Annotated in this window: 17 protein-coding genes; 10 read left to right on the top strand and 7 right to left on the bottom strand. The window is 71.0% G+C overall.

Annotation, left to right across the window (positions count from 1 at the left end; genetic code table 11):
* Positions 1 to 2: 2 nt before the first annotated feature.
* The gene (locus LQ938_RS01875) at positions 3 to 524 is read right to left on the bottom strand and encodes an Lrp/AsnC family transcriptional regulator (protein ID WP_223722374.1); all 522 of its coding nucleotides are present in this window, start codon (positions 522 to 524) and stop codon (positions 3 to 5) included.
* Positions 525 to 639: 115 nt separating this feature from the next.
* Here LQ938_RS01875 and ald point away from each other — a divergent pair, with 115 nt between their 5' ends.
* From ald to LQ938_RS01845, 6 genes are all read left to right on the top strand, one after another.
* The gene (ald, locus tag LQ938_RS01870; RefSeq protein WP_223722373.1) at positions 640 to 1,731 is read left to right on the top strand and encodes an alanine dehydrogenase; all 1,092 of its coding nucleotides are present in this window, start codon (positions 640 to 642) and stop codon (positions 1,729 to 1,731) included.
* A gap of 293 nt (positions 1,732 to 2,024) precedes the next feature.
* The gene (locus tag LQ938_RS01865; RefSeq protein WP_223722372.1) at positions 2,025 to 2,828 is read left to right on the top strand and encodes an SDR family NAD(P)-dependent oxidoreductase; all 804 of its coding nucleotides are present in this window, start codon (positions 2,025 to 2,027) and stop codon (positions 2,826 to 2,828) included.
* Entirely contained in the window at positions 2,828 to 3,454 is a 627-nt protein-coding gene (locus tag LQ938_RS01860) for a TetR/AcrR family transcriptional regulator (protein WP_223722371.1), read from the top strand. The genes LQ938_RS01865 and LQ938_RS01860 overlap by 1 nt, the downstream gene beginning before the upstream one ends.
* A complete protein-coding gene (locus LQ938_RS01855; RefSeq protein WP_223722370.1) occupies positions 3,444 to 4,214 on the top strand; it encodes a hypothetical protein in 771 nt (256 codons plus the stop codon). The genes LQ938_RS01860 and LQ938_RS01855 overlap by 11 nt, the downstream gene beginning before the upstream one ends.
* 4 nt (positions 4,215 to 4,218) lie before the next feature.
* Entirely contained in the window at positions 4,219 to 5,487 is a 1,269-nt protein-coding gene (locus tag LQ938_RS01850; RefSeq protein WP_223722369.1) for an aminotransferase class III-fold pyridoxal phosphate-dependent enzyme, read from the top strand.
* A complete protein-coding gene (locus tag LQ938_RS01845) occupies positions 5,487 to 6,638 on the top strand; it encodes an MFS transporter (protein WP_223722368.1) in 1,152 nt (383 codons plus the stop codon). The genes LQ938_RS01850 and LQ938_RS01845 overlap by 1 nt, the downstream gene beginning before the upstream one ends.
* An 87-nt stretch (positions 6,639 to 6,725) precedes the next feature.
* Here the strand turns inward: LQ938_RS01845 and LQ938_RS01840 are convergent, their stop codons facing one another.
* The 4 genes from LQ938_RS01840 to LQ938_RS01825 are packed head-to-tail and all read right to left on the bottom strand — an operon-like array spanning position 6,726 to position 10,912.
* Entirely contained in the window at positions 6,726 to 7,682 is a 957-nt protein-coding gene (locus LQ938_RS01840; RefSeq protein ID WP_223722367.1) for a Gfo/Idh/MocA family protein, read from the bottom strand.
* 33 nt (positions 7,683 to 7,715) lie between these two features.
* Positions 7,716 to 9,068: an extracellular solute-binding protein gene (locus LQ938_RS01835; RefSeq protein WP_223722366.1), complete on the bottom strand. Its 1,353-nt coding sequence runs from the start codon at positions 9,066 to 9,068 to the stop codon at positions 7,716 to 7,718.
* A 24-nt stretch (positions 9,069 to 9,092) separates the two neighbouring features.
* On the bottom strand, positions 9,093 to 9,968 hold the full coding sequence (locus tag LQ938_RS01830) for a carbohydrate ABC transporter permease (protein ID WP_223722365.1): 876 nt from the start codon (positions 9,966 to 9,968) through the stop codon (positions 9,093 to 9,095).
* A complete protein-coding gene (locus tag LQ938_RS01825) occupies positions 9,968 to 10,912 on the bottom strand; it encodes a carbohydrate ABC transporter permease (RefSeq protein ID WP_223722364.1) in 945 nt (314 codons plus the stop codon). The genes LQ938_RS01830 and LQ938_RS01825 overlap by 1 nt, the downstream gene beginning before the upstream one ends.
* A 162-nt stretch (positions 10,913 to 11,074) precedes the next feature.
* On the opposite strand from LQ938_RS01825, the gene LQ938_RS01820 reads away from it, so the two are divergent.
* Positions 11,075 to 11,911 (top strand): inositol monophosphatase family protein, encoded by an 837-nt coding sequence (locus tag LQ938_RS01820; RefSeq protein ID WP_223722363.1) that lies wholly within the window; start codon positions 11,075 to 11,077, stop codon positions 11,909 to 11,911.
* Between the two features lie 19 nt (positions 11,912 to 11,930).
* Here the strand turns inward: LQ938_RS01820 and LQ938_RS01815 are convergent, their stop codons facing one another.
* Together LQ938_RS01815 and LQ938_RS01810 are read right to left on the bottom strand one after the other, a co-directional pair.
* On the bottom strand, positions 11,931 to 12,587 hold the full coding sequence (locus LQ938_RS01815) for a 2'-5' RNA ligase family protein (RefSeq protein WP_223722362.1): 657 nt from the start codon (positions 12,585 to 12,587) through the stop codon (positions 11,931 to 11,933).
* Between the two features lie 113 nt (positions 12,588 to 12,700).
* The gene (locus LQ938_RS01810; protein ID WP_223722361.1) at positions 12,701 to 13,771 is read right to left on the bottom strand and encodes a LacI family DNA-binding transcriptional regulator; all 1,071 of its coding nucleotides are present in this window, start codon (positions 13,769 to 13,771) and stop codon (positions 12,701 to 12,703) included.
* Positions 13,772 to 13,867: 96 nt separating this feature from the next.
* On the opposite strand from LQ938_RS01810, the gene LQ938_RS01805 reads away from it, so the two are divergent.
* The 3 genes from LQ938_RS01805 to LQ938_RS01795 are packed head-to-tail and all read left to right on the top strand — an operon-like array spanning position 13,868 to position 16,973.
* Positions 13,868 to 14,923 (top strand): acyl-CoA dehydrogenase, encoded by a 1,056-nt coding sequence (locus LQ938_RS01805; RefSeq protein ID WP_223722360.1) that lies wholly within the window; start codon positions 13,868 to 13,870, stop codon positions 14,921 to 14,923.
* Entirely contained in the window at positions 14,920 to 16,275 is a 1,356-nt protein-coding gene (locus LQ938_RS01800; protein ID WP_223722359.1) for a PIG-L family deacetylase, read from the top strand. The genes LQ938_RS01805 and LQ938_RS01800 overlap by 4 nt, the downstream gene beginning before the upstream one ends.
* Complete coding sequence (locus LQ938_RS01795; protein ID WP_223722358.1) at positions 16,272 to 16,973, top strand: glycosyltransferase; 702 nt, start codon at positions 16,272 to 16,274, stop codon at positions 16,971 to 16,973. The genes LQ938_RS01800 and LQ938_RS01795 overlap by 4 nt, the downstream gene beginning before the upstream one ends.
* Positions 16,974 to 17,635: the final 662 nt, after the last annotated feature.

Below are 17,635 nucleotides of genomic sequence, written 5' to 3'. Positions count from 1 at the left end.
CGCTACTGGATGGGGTCGCGCATGTCGTCGAACCCGCCGGCGCGCCCCGGCGAGCGCACCCAGTCGAAGACGATCTGGGTCTCGGTCGACGCGACCGCGGGGTCCATGCTGAGGCGCGTCGCCACGAAGTCGCGGAGCTGCTCGGGCGAGGTCGTCGCGACATGGATGAGGAAGTCGGTCTGCCCGCCGAGGAAGAAGATGTTCAGCACGTTCGGCAACCGCGCGACCTTGTCGGCGTAGGTCTTGATCGACGGACGCGCCTGGGCGCGCAGGCGCACCGCGACGATCGCCTGCAGGGGAAGGCCGAGGGCGGCCAGGTCGACGTCGGCGCGCGAGGCGCCGAGCACCCCCGCCGCACGGAGCGCGCGGACGCGCGCGTGGGCGGTCGAGGCCGAGAGACCGATGCGGGCGGCGAGCGCGGCGTTCGTCAGATCGGCGTCGCGCTGCAGCTCCCAGAGGATCCGCTCGTCGATCTCATCGAGCTGACGTTTCTGCGCGCGGCCGGCATCCGTTGAGCGATTCATCGCAGATCCTCCTGTCCTGAGCGGTGTGAGAGAAGACTATTCGGCTGCTAGCGACACATCCGCGATTTTCTTCTAGATTCGGGTCGCCGACCGGCCCCGCACACGAGGAGAAACCATGCGCATCGGAGTTCCCGCCGAAGTCAAGAACCACGAGTACCGCGTCGCGGCGACGCCGGCCGGAGTGCACGAGCTCGTGCGCCACGGCCACACCGTCACCGTGCAGGCCGGCGCGGGAGCCGGAAGCGCGATCCCGGATGCGGAATTCGTCGCGGCCGGCGCCCAGCTCGGCGACGCGGCCGCCGCGTGGGACAACGAGCTCGTGCTGAAGGTGAAGGAACCCGTCGCCGCCGAGTACGGCTACCTGCGGCCCGATCTCACCCTGTTCACGTACCTGCACCTCGCTGCCGACGAGCCGCTCGTCGACGCGCTGCTGGCGGCGGGCACCACGGCCCTCGCGTACGAGACCGTGCAGCTCGCCGATCGGTCGCTCCCCCTGCTCGCCCCAATGAGCGAGGTCGCGGGTCGCCTCGCCGTGCTCGCCGGCGGCTACCACCTGCTCGGCTCGCAGGGCGGGCGCGGCGTGCTGCTGGCCGGGGTACCCGGGGTGCGCCCCGCGAAGGTCACCGTCATCGGGGGCGGGATGGCCGGCGCGAACGCGGTCGCCCAGGCCGTCGGCCTCGGCGCCGACGTCACCGTCCTGGACCTCTCGCTGCCGCGCCTACGCGCCATCGACGACCTCTACCGCGGCGCGGTGCGGACAGTCGCCTCGAGCGCCTACGAACTCGAGCGATCGGTGCTCGAGGCGGATCTGGTGATCGGCGCGGTGCTCATCCCGGGCGCGAAGGCGCCGAAGCTCGTCTCACACGACCTCGTACTGCGGATGAAGCCGGGCAGCGTGCTCGTCGACATCGCGATCGACCAGGGCGGATGCTTCGAGGACTCCCGCCCCACGACCCACGACGACCCGATCTTCCGGGTCGGCGACGCCATCCTGTACTGCGTCGCGAACATGCCCGGGGCAGCGGCCGGCACCTCCACCCCCGCGCTCACGAACGCCACGCTGCCCTACGCGCTCGCCCTCGCCGACAAGGGCTGGGAGCGCGCCGTCGCGGATGACGCCGCGCTCGCCGGCGGTCTCAGCACGGTCGCCGGTCGGCTCGCGAACGCGAGCGTCGCCGCCGTCTTCCCCGCCAAGCCCCGCGCCTGACCCCGCTCCCCTCCCGCCACTCACCTTTCCGCGAGACGGGATCTTCGCGCCGAGACAGCGGGGTAACCCCACGGTCTCGGCGCCCCGATCCCGTCTCGCGGATTGTGCGAGCGGATGCGGGCGCCGGGCGGATGCGGGCGCCGGGCGGATGCGGGCGCCGGGGCGCGCGCGACGCGAAGGTTTCGCGGGGGTTTCGGGGGGATGAGAATTGCGCCCCGGGGTTGCCCAGCAGCATCCGGGTGCGCTTTCATGAGCGGAGTTGGTCGATCGACCAACTTTCGGAGAGGACGAACATGACCGACGAGAGACGAGCGGTGACGGTGGTCACCGGCGCGAGTTCGGGCCTCGGCAGGGGTTTCGCCGAGCGGTTCGCGGCCCGGCGCCACGACCTCGTGCTGGTCGCTCGGCGTGCGGAGCGGCTCGAGGAGCTCGCGGCCCGGCTGCGCGCCGCGCACGGCGTCGCCGTCGATGTCATCCCCGCCGACCTCGCCGACACCGCGGCTCCTGCCCGCATCGCGCAGGAGCTCGCGGACCGCGGCCTCCGCGCCGCCGGGCTCATCAACTGCGCAGGCTTCGGCACCGCGGGCGCGTTCACCGCCGAGGATCCCGACCGCATCGCGCAGGAGATCGCCGTCGACGTCACCGCCCCGACCCTCCTGACCCGCCTCCTGCTCCCCGACCTGCTCGCCGCACCGCACGGCGTGCTGCTCATGGTCTCGAGCACCGCATCCCACCAGCCGATCCCGAACCTCGCGGTCTACGCCGCCTGCAAGGCGTTCCTCACGTCGCTGACGGCGGCGATCTGGCAGGAGACGCGCGGCTCCGCGCTTCGCGTGCTCGCGGTCTGCCCCGGCCCGACCGCGACCGAGTTTTTCGCCGCCGCCGGGTCCACCCAGTTCGCGGTCGGACGCATCGCGACGACCGACGAGGTCGTCGCGGCGACGCTCCGTGTGCTCGACCGGCCGGGCGGCCCGGTCGTCACCCTCGGTTGGGGAAACCGCATCCAGTCCCTCGGCGCGAAGTTCGCCCCGCGCCGGATGACGCTCCGCGTCGGCCAGCGCGCCACCGAACGCGCCGGATCCCGGGCGGCCTCCTGATGCGGCGCCTGCCCTACGCCGACCGTCGCGCCGAACTCGTCGACGCCGCCATCCGCGTGATCGCCCGCGAGGGCCTCGCCGGTGCCAGCACGCGCGCCATCGTGGCCGAGGCCGACATGCCGCTCGGCGCGTTCCACTACGTCTTCGGCACCCGCGACGAGCTCATCACCGCCGTGATCGAGCAGATCACCGAGCAGGAGCGCCTCGCCGCGTGGATCGACGCGGGCACCCCGGGCCCGGCTCCCCGCCTCGACGAGATCCTCGAGCGCGGCCTCGACGCGTACCTGCGGCTCCTCGAATCCGACCCCAGCCGCGAACTGGTGCTGCTCGATGTCGCCACCCACGCCATGCGCCACGACCCCGCCGTCGTCGAAGCACAGTGGGCGACGTACCGGGATGCGGCCGAATCGAGCCTGCGCTACGCCGCCGAGCTCGCCGGCACCTCCTGGTCGCAGCCGCTCGACGAGATCGCCTGGTCGTTCGCGAGCGCGCTCGATGGGCTCACCCTGACCTGGCTGACCGACCGCGACGGCGCCTCCGCGCGTCGCCACATCCGATTCCTGGCGCGGTCGTTCGCCGCACTGTCCACCCCTGTTCCCACCCCGGAGGCGCCCGATGCTCACTGAGATCGACCCGCGAGTGCTCGCCGCGACCAATCTGCGCGCCGTGCTCGGCTCGCTGCCGCGGCTCGCCGAACTCGTTCCCGCTGCGCGCGACATTCTTCGGCAAGTGCCGAAGCCCACCACGCTGACCTTCGTCGTGCCGGGGCTCGACCCGGTGCGCTACACGTTCACCGATCAGGCCATCACGGCGGCGGATGCGGGCGGCCGCGGCCCGACGCTGCTGTTCCGCTCGGCGGCGCACGCGAACGCCGTCATCGCGGGCTCGGCTCAGCCGATCCCGCTCGCCGGGCCGGCCGGCATCCGATTCCTCACGAAGGTGTTCACCCCGCTCAGCGACCTGCTCGGCCGGTACCTGCAGCCGAGTGACGCCGACCTCGCCGATCCGGCGTTCCGCCGGCTCAGCACCCTGATGACCCTCGACGTGGCGGCCCGCGCGATCGCCGTCGTCGGCAACGAGGATGTCAGCGGACGCTTCTCGGCCGCGCACATGCCCGACGGCGACCTCGACCTCGAGTTCGGCGACGAAGTGCGGTACCGGCTGGAGATCAAGAACCATCGCGTCCGCCTCGACGACGACCTCTCCGGCACTCCCCGCGCCATCCTCCGCTTCGCCGACCTCGATGTCGCCGGCGGCGTCATCACGGGTCGCGACAGCGCCCTCGCCTGCGTCTGCGATGGCCGCCTGGCCATGCGCGGCTTCATCCCCCTCGTCGACAACACCAGCCGCATTCTCGACCGTGTCGGCGCCTACCTCGGAGCGTGACCCCATGAGCAGCGATCTCCTCACCCCCACCTACTCCTATGCCCGGAGCGAAGAGGCCTTCTCCCGTGCGATCAAGGTGATCCCGGGCGGCGTTCCCGGTCACCTCGGACCCAGCGAGGGATGCTTCATCCCCCGCACCGACTACCCCCTCTTCTCGCAGCGCGCCGAGGGCACCCGGTTCTGGGACGTCGACGGCAACGAGTTCATCGACTACATGTGCGGGTACGGCCCGAACGTGCTCGGATACGGCGACCGTCGCGTTGCGGCCGCCGCGGAGGCGCAGGCGCGCCTGGAGGATGTGGTCTCGGTTCCGTCGACCGTGATGGTGGATCTGGCCGAGCTGCTCGTGGACACCGTTGCGAGTGCCGACTGGGCGTTCTTCGCCAAGAACGGCGGCGACACGACGACGCTCGCCGTGATGACGGCGCGGGCGGCGACCGGTCGCCGGCGCATCGTCTTCATCGAGGGCTACTACCACGGCGTCGCCCCGTGGACGCAGAAGCTCGACTACCCGGGCGTGCTCGACACCGACGTGCAGGGCAACATCGAGGTGCCGTGGAACGACGTCGAAGCCATGCGACGGGTGTTCTCCGAGCACCGCGGCGAGATTGCGGCCCTCATCGCGCAGCCCTACCGGCACGGGAACTTCTTCGACAACGAACTGCCGGCGCCGGGGTACTGGCAGGCGGTCCGAAAGCTCTGCGATGAGCACGGCATCGTGCTGATCGTCGACGACGTGCGCGCCGGATGGCGACTCGATCTGGAGGGCAGCGACCACTTCTACGGGTTCGAAGCCGACCTGATCTGCTTCTGCAAGGCCATCGCGAACGGCTACAACGTGTCGGCGCTGTGCGGCAAGGAGAGCCTCCGCGAAGCGGTCAGCAGCATCACCTACACGGGCAGCTACTGGATGAGCGCGGTGCCGTTCGCCGCCGCGATCGCGAACATCACGACGTTGAAGGAGATCGACGCCCCGCGGCTCTTCCGCGAACTCGGCACGTCGCTCACCGACGGTCTCGTCGACGTCGCGCGCTCGCACGACCTGACGCTCGTGGCATCCGGCGAACCCGCCCTCTTCTACCTGCGCCTCGCCGACGACGACTCGCTGATGCTGCACCAGCGGTGGATCGCGGAATGCGTCAAGCGCGGCGTCTTCCTGAGTTCGCACCACAATCACTTCATCAACGCGGCGCTCACCCCGGCCGACATCACCCGCACGCTCGAGATCGCCGACGACGCGTTCCGCGCGCTTCGCCTGCCGACGGCCGGATGATGAACACGGTCACCGCCCCCCGGACCGCCCGTCGCGGCGCCGTCCCGGCCTCCTACGCGGCACAGGGTCTCGGCTACGCGACGGTCGTCACGGCGCTGCCCGCGATCAAGGATCGCGTCGGCATCGACGACATGACCGTGTCGCTCCTGCTGCTCGGCACGTGTCTCGCCGCCGCTCTCGGTTCGATCCTCGCGGATGTGGTCGCCGTCCGCCGGGGCAGCCGTGTCGCTCTGGTCGGGGGCCTCGCCATCCAGGCCATCGGCCTGTTCGTGATCGCCGCGACCGGCTCGTTCGAGGTGCTCCTCATCGCGGTCATGGTCTACGGGGTCGGCCTCGGCGCGGTCGACGCGTCATCGAACATGCAGGGTGCGCTGCTGCAGCGCCGGCACCCGCAGCCGATCTTCGGTCGGCTGTACGCCGGGTACACCGCCGCCGCGATCCTGGCGACTCTCGGCACGGCCGCGGTGCTCGGCGCGTCGGCACCCGCGACCCTCACTCTCGTGGTGACGGCGATCGTGCAGCTGGCCGTCGCGGCGTGGGGCGTCATCGCTTTCGACCCGGCGCGCGCGGCGCACCAGACCCACGACGAGCCGCGCCGGCGGACGCCGCTTCCCCGGCGCGCGATCTGGGCGGTCGGGGCGATCGTGTTCGCCGCGTTCGTGATCGATTCGGCGGTCTCGAGTTGGAGCACGATCTACCTGACCGACGGGTTGCAGGCGGAGCCCGCGGTGACCCCGCTCGGGTACGCCGCCTACCTCGCGGCCATGCTCGTCGCCCGCCTGGGAACCGACCCCGCGGTGCGTGCGGTCGGCGCGGTGCGGGTGGGCGTCGCCGCGATCCTGCTGGCCGTCGCCGGAGCCGTGCTCGTCGCCGTGTGGCCGGTGGTTCCGGCCGCGATCATCGGGTTCGCCGCGATGGGCGCCGCATCCGGAACCCTCGTTCCGCTCGCCTTCGCCCGCGCCGGCGAGGTGCTCCCCGAACGCAGCGACGAGGTCATCGCCCGCGTCAACCTGTTCAACTACGCCGGCGCCGTGACGGGAGCCGTCGTTCTCGGGCTCGTAGCCACCGGGCCCGCCCTCGGGGTCGCGTTCCTCATTCCTGCGGCGGTGCTTGCGGCGCTGCTTCCGGTGCTGCGCACCCTCCGGCGCTGAGGCGGGGCGGCGGCGCGCCGCGACTGGGCTTCGGCTCAGCGGGACTCCGGCTCAGCGGGCCGCGGTCCGGCTCTGCGGGACTCCGGCTCAGCGGGCCGCGGTGCGGATGCGCTCGAGGGTCTCGAGGGTCAGGCGCGTGCGCTCGTTGTCTTCGGCCGCGGTTTCTCCCGCGACGATCAGGTCGACGAAACGCTGCACCTCACCGACCAGGGAGTGCTGCGGAGCCTCGACGTTCCACTCCTCGACGGATCCATCGACACCCGTGCGCACGAGGTGGCGCGGGCTCGCGATCTCATCGATCGTGAGCGTGGCGTCCTCGCCCTGGATCTCGCTCGGCCGCGACGAGTTCGTGATCTTCGAGTAGCTGACATCCGCGACGAATCCCGGGTACCCGAGCAGGGCGATCCCCGCGCCGTCGACGCCGGCATCCAGGGGAACGGATGCGGCCTGCACCGTCTCGGGAGCCCCGAACAGCAGGATCAGCGCGTGGACGCCGTAGACGCCGAGGTCAGCGAGCGCACCGCCGCCCATGGTCGGGTCGAAGATGTTGACCCGCTTTCCGGCGAGCACGTCGGAGTAGCGCGAGGAACGCTTCTGGTAGTGCACCGACGCCCGACGGATCGTGCCGAGCGAGGGCAACAGCTCGCGGACCGCCGCCGTGCCCGCGTCATAGGCCGTGCGGATCCCCTCCAGCAGTACGACGCCCGCGCGGTCGGCCGCGGCGACGAGCTCCGCCCACTCCGCGGCCGTCGCGACCGCCGGCTTCTCCACGAACACGTGGACGCCGCCGGCGATTGCCCGCCGCACCTGCTCGGCGTGCACGGCATTCGGCGAGCCGACGTAGACGGCGTCGATCGCGGGGTCGGCGAGGATCGCGTCCAGGTCGTCACCGGATGCCGGAGCACCGATGCGTGCCGCGAACTCGCGCGCCCGCTCGGCATCGCGCGAGAAGACCGTGCCGAGCTCGATCCCCTCGACCTTCGCCACCGCATCCGCGAAGTGGGTCGTGATGACGCTGGTGCCGATGGTCGCGATACGGATCATGCTCGCCACCCTATTCCGGCTCGCGGCGAGGCTTCAGCCGGCCGCCGTGTTGTAGGCCGAGATCTGATCGGCGGCCTTCGACTCCGCATCCGACATCGTGGCGGTCACGTCCGCGCCCTCCACGACCAGGCCGAAGGCCCCGATCACCGTCGCGCGCACGGTCGGGAAGGCTCCCGTCCGACATCCCGCACTCGCGATCGAGGCGGGCGTGTTCGCGAGCTGGTCGGCCATCGTCGTCACGTTCGGGTCGGAAAGCCACTGCGAGCCGGTCGTGGTGGCTGCCGCCGCCGTGTTCGACGCCAGGTAGCCGGTCGCGCTGGCCCAGGCCGCCTGCACCTCAGCCGAGTGCAGGAAAGTGACGAACTCGTAGGCCGCCTGCTGCTGAGCGGCCGAGTGGCCGTCACCGGAGATCCAGAGGGCATTGCCCCCGATGACGACACCGGCATCCGATGCGTCGGAGGTCGTCGGGAAAGCGGCGACCTTCGAGGCCGCCTTGGTCGGATCGGCCGTCGTGTACGCACCGGTCGAGGTGAGCATCATGCCCACTTTGCCGCTCGCGAATGCCGACACCATCGAGGCGTTGTCGGTGCCGGGGTTCAACGCGGTTCCGTCCTGGAACAACTGCTGCAACCGACCCATGAACGAGACCTGGGTGGGGCTGGTCAGTTGGAGCTCGGTGACCCGATCGGCGCCGCGACCGTTGTCGGGCGTGCAGAAGTTCTCGCCGCCGGACGCCGACATCTCCTCCAGCATCCAGGAGTCCGACATGTTCATCGTCATGCCGTAGGCGCCCGTGGCCGCGTGGATCTTCTCCGCCCAGGAGGCGACGTCCGCGAGGGATGTGGGCGGAGCATCCGCATCGAGGCCGGCGCGGGCGACGAGGGCACGGTCGAGATAGAGCACCGGCTGCGACACCGCGAACGGCATGGCGGCGAGGCCGCCGGACGCGTCAGCGTAGTAGGCGCTCACGATCGGCGGAAAGCTGTCGTCCTGGAACGACGGATCCGCGTCGGTGAAGGACGAAAGGGGCACGGTCTTCTTCGAGTCGACCATGAATCCGGTCGAGATGTCGTTCATCATGAGCACGTCGGGAGTCGTTCCCGACTGGACCGAGGCCGTGTACTTGGTCTGCGCGTCGGCGTAGGTGCCTTGAAACGAGGAGTCGACGGTGATCTTGCCCGACTCCTGTGTATTGAATTGCGCGACGAGCGCGTCGAGTTCGGTGGCGGCCGGCCCGGTCATCTCGTGCCAGAAGGTGAGAGTCACGGGGCCGGATGCGGTCGCCGGATCGGCGTCGGAGCCGGATGCCGCGCATCCGGAGGTTGCGAGCAGAGCAACAACGCCGGCGGCGGTGAGTGCGAGCCGGGTGCGAGTGCGAGTGGACATGACGGGAGATTCCTTCTGTGGGGGCTACTTGAGGGCGCCGGCGGTGATTCCGCCGGCGAGGAATCGCTGTGCGACCAGCACGACGACGAGAACGGGAAGGGTGACCATGGCGGCGCCGGCGAGCACCACACCGACATCGGCCGCCTCGGCGCTCGAGAGCTGCGCGATACCCACCTGAACCGTCCTGTTCTCTGGCGAATTCGTGACCAGCAACGGCCAGAAGAAGCCGTTCCAGGCGGCGGTCGCGCTGACCAGGGTCACCGAGATCAACGTCGGACGGGCGATCGGCAGCAGCATCGACCGGATGAAGCGGAAGTGTCCGGCACCGTCGAGAAGCGCCGCGTCGCGCAGCTCACCGGGGAAGCTGAGGAACGCCTGGCGGAATAGGAAGATGCTGAGCGCCGATGCCACGAAGGGCAGGAACACTGCCGGCAGGGTATCGATGAGGTGCCACGACGAGATCGTCAGGTAGTTCGCGATGAGGGTTGTCTCGGCGGGCACCATCATGCTCGAAAGCAGCACGAGGAAGAGCGCCCGGGTCCCCCGGAGCCCGCAGAACACCAGCGCGTACGCGGCGCTGATGCCGATCGTGACCTGCAGCAGCGTCTGACTGAAGGTCACGACGATGCTGTTGGCGAACTGCTGACCGAGCGGGATGACCTGGGTGGCGCGCACGACGTTGTCGAGGGTGAGATGGATGGGGAGGAGCCCCTCCAACCCGCGGTCGAGCCACGCCGTGGGAGTGAGTGCCCCCTCGAAGATGTAGTACAGCGGAAAGCACACGACGATCACGGCTGCCACGAGCCAGGCATAGAGGAACGCGTCGCGCAGCCGGGACCGCGTCGCTGGGCGTCGCCGCTTCATTTGCAGCGCGGGAGCGAGCAGGGTCGGGGCGGCCATCAGTAGTTCACCCGCTTCTCCAGCACACCGAACTGCACCAGCGAGAGCGCCAGCACGAGGACGAAGAGCACGACGCCGACGGCCGCCGCGATCCCGAAGTTGGCGCTACCCGCCCCGAACGCCGCCTGGTAGATCGTGTAGACGAGGGTCGTCGTCGCGCCCGCCGGCCCGCCTCCCGTCAGGATCTGAATCTGTCCGAACGCGGTGAGCGCCTCGACCGCGCCGGTAACGGCGATGAAGAACAGGGTCGGCGTGACCAACGGCAGCGAGATCGACCAGAGCGTGCGGACCGGGCCGGCGCCGTCGAGGTGCGCTGCCTCCACCACGTCGTGATCGATGGCACCGAAGGCACCGAGCAGGAGCAGCACGGTGAACCCCAGCGAACCCCAGACGGTGACGACGATCACGCTGCCGAACGCCCACTGCGTGCTCGTCAGCCAGGGGACCGCGGCACCGCCGAACCGGGTGATCACGGAGTTCACCAGACCGTTGCCCGGAGACAGCATGGCCGCGAAGGCGACGGATGCGGCCGAGACCGAGACGACCAACGGGGAGGTGAGCAGAGCGCGGAACACGGGCATGCCCCGCAGCCTGACCGTCAGGGGAATCGTGATGAACAGCCCGAGGACGATTCGGCCGACGACCACCGCGACGCAGAAAGCACCGGTGCGGAGCATCGTGCCCCCGAACTCGGGATCGGCGAAGATCGTGACGAAATTCTTCGCGCCGACGAAGCCCGCGGCCTGTCCGAAGATGTCGGTCCCCTGCATGCTGAGCCAGACGACTTTGCCGAGCGGATAGAACACGAAAACGGCGAAGACCGCGAATGCCGGAGCGAGCAGGACGATGCCGACGCGGCGATCCGCATGCCGCCAGGAGCGTGCCGCCAAACGCCGTCGCGGGGCGATGACGACGCGCCGGCGGGCGTTGATCGAGACCGACATTCGGCTACCTTTCAGGGATAGGGAACGTTCCCTTTTTGGGACGGCTCCACTCTGCGACACCATCCGAGACTCGGTCAACCACGCCGACCGAGCGGTCTCCGAGCGTTCATGTCGCGTTCAGAGAGGCGTGAATCAATCCCTACGTCCACGAACGGAAGAGCCATGACGACCCACACGTCCTACGACCCGAACGCCCTCTGCGACCTGGCCGAGATCGCCGCGCGAACCGCAGCGCCCGCCCTCCTCACGGCCTTCCGCTCCGAAATGAGCGTCGCCTTCAAACGTGATGCGCACGACGTCGTAACGGTCCACGACAAGGCGGCAGAGCGGGTCATCAGCACGGTCCTGCAGCGAGGGGTTCCGGGGTCCGAGGTTCTCGGCGAGGAGACCGGAAGTTCGGGCGACGCGCGGCTCCGGTGGATCGTGGACCCGATCGACGGCACAGCGAACTTCGCCCGCGGCCTGGCGTACTGGTGCATCTCCATCGCCGCCGAACTCGACGGCGAGGTCGTCGCGGGTGCCATCCTCGATCCCGTGGCCGGCAACATGTTCGCCGCCGCCGACGGTGGGGCGACGCTGAACGGCACACCGATCCGATCCGCATCCGCTGCCGATGGCCGGGCGACCCTGCTGACCAGCTTCCCGACCCAGCACGACGTCGATCTGCTCGGCGACGGGGCATTCGAGCTGCTGGCGCAGATCACGCGCTCGTATCAGCACCACCACAGCACGGGAAGCGGTGCACTGAATCTGGCCCACGTCGCGGCCGGCTGGTCGGATGCGACGATGGGCTTCGACACCCACCCGTGGGATGTCGCGGCGGGAGCCCACATCCTGTCGCGCGCCGGTGGCACCTACACCGGCTTCCGCGGAGGCGTCCCCGCGAATCGTCCGCAACACAGCCTCGACTACGTGGCGACGGGAGCGGGCGGCGACCACCGCGCTCTGATCGACGGGGTGCGCGACCTCTCCGCGCGGTGGGCGCCGGAGGCCGAGTAGCCGCCGACGCCCGCCGCTCTCACCCGCTCGTCAGCCGCCAGGTGCGGATGTGCTCCCAGGTCATGGTCTGCCACCAGCGACCCGACCAGTCCGCACACGCGGTGCGGTACATGACCACCGTGCGACCGACGAATCCCGCGGGGACCGGAACGTCGAGTTCACGGATGAACTCCCCCACCTCGGCGTAGAGATCGGGCCGCACGTACAGGTCGTGCGAAGCCAGCGAGAGGTGCGCGTGAAAAACGTCGGGCTCGAAGTCGTTCGGGAGCGGGCTGTTCATCGGGCGCCGAAACGGGGCCACAGTGGCGTCGATGTCTCGGGCGAGGCGCACGAACTCCTCATTCACGCCTCCGTCGGGGTTCTCACTGACGTCGTAGACGTAGCCACGGCCCTGCGGCCGGATCCCCGCATTGTGCACGTCGAACGAGCGCTGGCTGCGCAGCAACGTCGTGACCGCGTCGATCACGTCGGGCTCGGCGAACCCGAACGGCTGGCTGCCGACGAGCGTCGCATGCGGGGGGAACGCCCCCGCCGAAAGCAAGCCGTACTGGGCCCGAAGCTGGTCGGTCACCACGGTGACCGCTCGACACGTGCGGGCGTCGGGTCGGAGGTAGATGCCGTAGCGGAACGGGTCGCTGTCGTCTCGAGGCAGCTTGGGGGCGATCTGGTCGGTCACGCGGTCACGCTTTCGATGTCGGGACGGAATAGGGAACGTTCCCTATTCTCATTCCGGTCCGCTTAGCGCGTGCGACGCGAAGGAATCCAGCGGATGAACGGGCGGTGACCGAGTCAGAGTGCCGCCGCCGTGCGGCCGACGATGAGCTCGCCGTCGATGGCGCGATGTGCCGCACCGGCGAAGCGATCCTCGATCTGGTCGACCACATCGTCCACCGACAGTCGACCGATCAGACGCAGCGGCTGCCGCCACGAGGTGATGCCGAGCAGCGATGTCATGAACGGGGTGACGCCGTCGTACCCGGTCACCGAAAGCTCGTCCGGCACCCGGACCCCGCGTCGCTGCAGCGCCTCCAGCACCGCGACAGCCCAGGCATCGCTCGGCGTCATGAACGCGGTAACGCCGCCCGCGTCGAGGACGGCGTCGGTGATCGCATCCGCCCCCGCGAAACCGGGTCCCGCGTCGTCACCGCGAAAGGTGACCACGTCGACGCCGTGCTCACGAAGACGCGCGACCATCGCCCGCGTCCGCTGCGCCTGCGTGATCGATGACTGGGGCGTGAACGTCATGACGGCGACTCGGCGATGGCCGAGGCTGGCGACGTGGTCGGCCATCCCGTGACCTCCACCGACCTCGTCGCAGTACACGCTGCTGACCGCCGGGGCCTGCTCCGGGCGCCCTGCCACGACGGTCGGGATGCGCCGCGCGAACGGGATGATGTCTGCGACGGGGAGCGCCCCGCTGCAGACGATCAGCCCCTCGACACGCAAGGCGACGAGGGTCTCCAACGCACGACGTTCCTCCGCGATCGGAAAGGAACCGGCGCCCGTCGCCGTGACCGCGCGGTAGCCGCGGGCCGAGGCCTGCTCCTGGAACGCCGTCAGGAGATGTCCGTAGAACGGCGTCGAGGCATCCCGGACGAACACCCCGAACGTGTGGGTGCGGTGCGCTGACATGCCCCGCGCATTGGCGTTCGCCACGTAACCGAGCTCTGCGGCCGCCTGCTGCACGCGGGTGACGGTGCGGGCGGCGACGCCGGGAGCGCCCGAAAGCGCGCGCGACACGACCGACTTCGACACCCCGGCGGCAGCAGCCACATCGTGGATCGTCGGCACCGACCCGGTGCGTCGATCGGCGGGCGCGGACTCCGCCGGTTCAGCATCGTCGGGGCTCAGTTCATGCACGACTTCACGCTAGCGTCAGCGCGGCAGCGACGGCGGCGACGCATCCGTGCTGTCAAGACCCGGGTGGGTGCGCGAACGACGACCTAGCGTCGAAGGATGGTGACGTCGTGGCCCGCATCCGAGGATCAGCCGAGCACTCTGCCCGCCCTCGCTCCCCCGCTCGCCCGGCTGATCGAGGGCGCCGGTCCCGACGTCGGGACGCTCATCGCCCCGACCCTCGACTGGGTGCGCACCGTGGCGGAGGTCGCTCCGCTGCCGGGCGACGACACTCGAGCGCGCTGGCGCCTTCTGGCGGAGACGGCGCGACTCGATGTCGGCGCGGCGCGGATGCTGGAGCCGCACCTCGATGCGCTCGCCATCATCGCCGAGGCCGACCGGGACGGCGTGCTCGCTGAGCCCCTCGACACCGACGGCACCTGGGGTGTCTTCGCGGCGGAGGGCGGCGATCGTCCGGTGCAGGCCGAGCAGCAGCCGGACGGCCGCTGGACGCTGACCGGGCGGAAGCCGTGGTGCTCGCTCGCCGCCCACCTGGACCGGGCGCTCGTCACCGCGTGGCGGGGCGACGAGCGCGGGCTGTTCGCGATCGACCTGCGCGGCCCGGGCGTGACGGCGCTCCCCGGTCCGTGGCACGCGCGGGGCCTTCGTCAGGTCGTCAGCGCGCCCATCGACCTCGACGCGGCAGCCGCCGTGCCCGTCGGCGGTCCGGGCTGGTATCTCCGCCGATCCGGCTTCGCGGAGGGCGGCATGGGAGTCGCCGCCGTGTGGTGGGGCAGCGCTCTGCCGCTCGTCGACGCCCTCACCGCGGCCGCTTCGCGCGACGGCGCCGACCAGCTGGCCGCCGTCTTCGCCGGGCGGGCGGATGCAGCGAGCTGGTCCGCATCCGTCGTCCTCGACACCGCGGCCCGCGCGGTCGACGATGGGCGTGCCACCGGCGAGGCGGCGAAGCTCCTCGCGTCGCGCGTGCGGGCGGTCGTCGCGGCGAGCGCGCGCGAGATCCTCGACCTCGAGTCGCGCGCGCTCGGGCCCGGACCCGTCGCAGTCGATGAGTCGCACGCGCGACGCGTGGCCGACCTCGAGCTGTACCTCCGCCAGGACCACGCCGACCGCGATCTCGCGAGGCTCGGACGCCTCGCCGTCGGAGCCTCGGCATGAGCGTCCCCTTCGACCACCGCGATGAGGGGACGGCGGAATCGCTGTGGCGCGAGGCCGCACCCTGGGCCGCCACGCCCCTCCTCGACCTCGACATCGAGCGCCTGGTCGTGCTCGCCGCCCACCCCGACGACGAGACCCTGGGCGCCGGCGGGCTCATCGCGCGCGCCGCCGCATCCGGCATCGCGGTGACCGTGGTCGTCGTCACCGACGGCGAGGGCTCGCATCCGGACGACCCCGATCCGGCGAGCCTCGCGACCCGGCGCCGGGCGGAGCTGCTCGCGGCGCTCGGCGAGCTCTCGCCGAGCATCGCCCTGCACCTGCTCGGCGTGCCCGACGGCGGGATCCGCGAGGCGAGGCCGGCCGTGACCGACGCCGTCTCCGCGATCATCCGCCTCGGGGCGGCCGAGCGCACGCTCATGGTGACGCCCTGGTGGGGCGACGGCCACCGCGACCATCGGGTGCTCGGCGAGATCGCCCTCGCCCTGCGCGGCTCGGGCGTGCGGGTCGCCGGCTACCCGATCTGGATGTGGCTGTGGGCGACGCCCGAGGGGATCGACACGGCGACGTGGCGGCGGCTTCCGCTGAGCGACGCCGAGATCGCGCGCAAGCGGCGGGCGATCGCCGCGTACCGCAGCCAGCTCGACCGCGACCCGGCGCATCCGGATGACGGAGCGATGCTGCACGCGAACACCCTCGCGCACTTCGCCCGCGACACGGAGGTGTTCCTCGTTCCGGATACGGCCACCGCCCGGCCCGAACGGACGGTCGCCGATTTCGAGGAGTTCCACTCCCGCCACGACGACCCGTGGGGACTCGACACGCGCTGGTACGAGCGGCGGAAGCGCGCGCTGCTGCTCGCGTCCCTGCCGCGGGAGCGATTCTCGCGCGCGCTGGAACTCGGGTGCGCGTCCGGGGCGACGACCCGTGCGCTCGCGGAGCGCGCCGCATCCGTCGTCGCGGTCGATGCCTCCGAGACAGCGCTCGCCCGCGCCCGCGCCCGGGGTGTGCCCGAGGGCGTGCGCTACGCGCTGCATCCGCTTCCCGAGGAATGGCCGACCGGCAGCTACGACCTGATCGTCGTGTCGGAGCTGGCGTACTACTGGTCGCCGGAGCGACTCGCGCGGGCGCTCGACCGCATCGACGACAGCGCGACGGATGACGCCGTGCTCGTCTTCTGCCACTGGCGGCGGCCGATCGACGACGCCGCTCAGAACGGCGACGACGTGCACGCGGCTCTCGCCGCCCGGCGCGGGTGGCGCTCGCTCGTCCGCCACGTCGAGGAAGACTTCCTGCTCGACGTGCTCGTGCGGCCGGACGTGCCGTCGGTCGCGGCCGCGGAGGGACTCGCGTGATCCGCGCCGTCGCCGTGATCGTGCCGGTGCACGACGAGGAGTCGCTGCTCGGCGCGTGCCTGGCGTCGGTCTCGGCTGCCGTCGTGCAGCTGCGCGCGGAGCGGCCGGAGATCGCGTGCAGCGTCTGGGCGGTGCTCGACAGCTGCACCGATCGCAGCGCCGCGATCGCCGCGGAGGCGGGAGCGGAAATCGTCACCGTCACGGCACGGAACGTGGGGCGCGCCCGCACGGCGGGATGGGAGGCCGCCCGCCGTGCGTTCGCCGACGTCGACGCGGCGGAATTCTGGACCGCGCACACGGATGCGGACTCCGCGGTTCCGCCGCACTGGCTCGTGCACCAGATCGAGCTCGCCGACGCCGGTGCCGACGTGATCATCGGCACCGTCCGCCCGGATTTCCGCGACCTCGACGCGATGCGCACGCAGGCGTGGTGGCGCCGGTACACACCGGGCGCGGCGAACGACGCGGTACACGGGGCCAACCTCGGACTCCGGGCCGACGTGCTCGCCGCCGCCGGCGGATTCCCGCCACTGGCCGAGCACGAGGACGTCGAGCTGGTCGCGGCCGCGCGGAAGCGAGGCGCGACAGTCGCGCTGAGCGACGACGCCTGGGTGCGCACGAGCGGCCGCCAGACCGGTCGCACGCCCGGCGGCTACGCCCGGTACCTCCGCGACGACCTGCTGTCCGAGCGCGGCTGACCCGCTCGGGGTGGGGTTGGGGGGGTGCGGGCTCGGGGGGCTCGGGGGCCGGGGGCCGGGGGCCGGGGGCTCGTGCCCGGGCTCGGGTCCGGGGTGGGCTCGTGCTCGGGGGCTCCGGGGGGCTTGGGTCGGGGTGCGGGCTCGTGCGGCATGCCCGGCCCGAAGCGAGGAGATCTGCTCAAGCGAGGACCGAAACCCCCGCATCCGCCCTCGCTCCGGCAGATTCCCTCGCTCCGGCAGATTCCGTCGGGCCAGCAGGTCGCGCCGGATGCAGATTCGACCAAGCAGGCAGAGCGCGCCGGATGCAGGTTCCGCCGGGGTGCAGTCCCGCCGGAACGCCCCGCGCACTCGCGGGCGCGGCCCCAAGCGAGGAGATCTGTGCAAGCGAGGACCAAAACCTCCACATTCGCCCTCGCCTCGGCAGATCTCCTCGCTCCGGCAGATTTTGTGGAGCGGACAGAGCGTGCGGGATGCGGATTCCCTCGGGCCAGCAAGTCGCGTCGGGTGCAGATTCAGTCAGGCTGCAGGTCCCCCCACATCACCGCCTGCGCACTCGCGGGCGCGGCCCGAAGCGAGGAGATCTGCTCAAGCGAGGACCGAAACCCCTGCATCCGCCCTTGCTCCAGCAGATCTCCTCGCTCCGGCAGATTCCGTCGCGTGCA

It is taken from the genome of Microbacterium sp. cx-55 (assembly GCF_021117345.1).
GTDB lineage: Bacteria > Actinomycetota > Actinomycetes > Actinomycetales > Microbacteriaceae > Microbacterium.
The sequence above is the reverse complement of the archived record's forward strand: the minus strand, read 5'-3'. Positions and strand labels throughout refer to the sequence as shown.

Excerpts from the sequence above, each read along its gene's own strand:
- LQ938_RS01875 (WP_223722374.1), bottom strand. The coding sequence starts at position 524 with ATGAATCGCTCAACGGATGCCGGCCGCGCGCAGAAACGTCAGCTCGAT.
- ald (WP_223722373.1), top strand. The coding sequence starts at position 640 with ATGCGCATCGGAGTTCCCGCCGAAGTCAAGAACCACGAGTACCGCGTC.
- LQ938_RS01865 (WP_223722372.1), top strand. The coding sequence starts at position 2,025 with ATGACCGACGAGAGACGAGCGGTGACGGTGGTCACCGGCGCGAGTTCG.
- LQ938_RS01860 (WP_223722371.1), top strand. The coding sequence starts at position 2,828 with ATGCGGCGCCTGCCCTACGCCGACCGTCGCGCCGAACTCGTCGACGCC.
- LQ938_RS01855 (WP_223722370.1), top strand. The coding sequence starts at position 3,444 with ATGCTCACTGAGATCGACCCGCGAGTGCTCGCCGCGACCAATCTGCGC.
- LQ938_RS01850 (WP_223722369.1), top strand. The coding sequence starts at position 4,219 with ATGAGCAGCGATCTCCTCACCCCCACCTACTCCTATGCCCGGAGCGAA.
- LQ938_RS01845 (WP_223722368.1), top strand. The coding sequence starts at position 5,487 with ATGAACACGGTCACCGCCCCCCGGACCGCCCGTCGCGGCGCCGTCCCG.
- LQ938_RS01840 (WP_223722367.1), bottom strand. The coding sequence starts at position 7,682 with ATGATCCGTATCGCGACCATCGGCACCAGCGTCATCACGACCCACTTC.
- LQ938_RS01835 (WP_223722366.1), bottom strand. The coding sequence starts at position 9,068 with ATGTCCACTCGCACTCGCACCCGGCTCGCACTCACCGCCGCCGGCGTT.
- LQ938_RS01830 (WP_223722365.1), bottom strand. The coding sequence starts at position 9,968 with ATGGCCGCCCCGACCCTGCTCGCTCCCGCGCTGCAAATGAAGCGGCGA.
- LQ938_RS01825 (WP_223722364.1), bottom strand. The coding sequence starts at position 10,912 with ATGTCGGTCTCGATCAACGCCCGCCGGCGCGTCGTCATCGCCCCGCGA.
- LQ938_RS01820 (WP_223722363.1), top strand. The coding sequence starts at position 11,075 with ATGACGACCCACACGTCCTACGACCCGAACGCCCTCTGCGACCTGGCC.
- LQ938_RS01805 (WP_223722360.1), top strand. The coding sequence starts at position 13,868 with ATGGTGACGTCGTGGCCCGCATCCGAGGATCAGCCGAGCACTCTGCCC.
- LQ938_RS01800 (WP_223722359.1), top strand. The coding sequence starts at position 14,920 with ATGAGCGTCCCCTTCGACCACCGCGATGAGGGGACGGCGGAATCGCTG.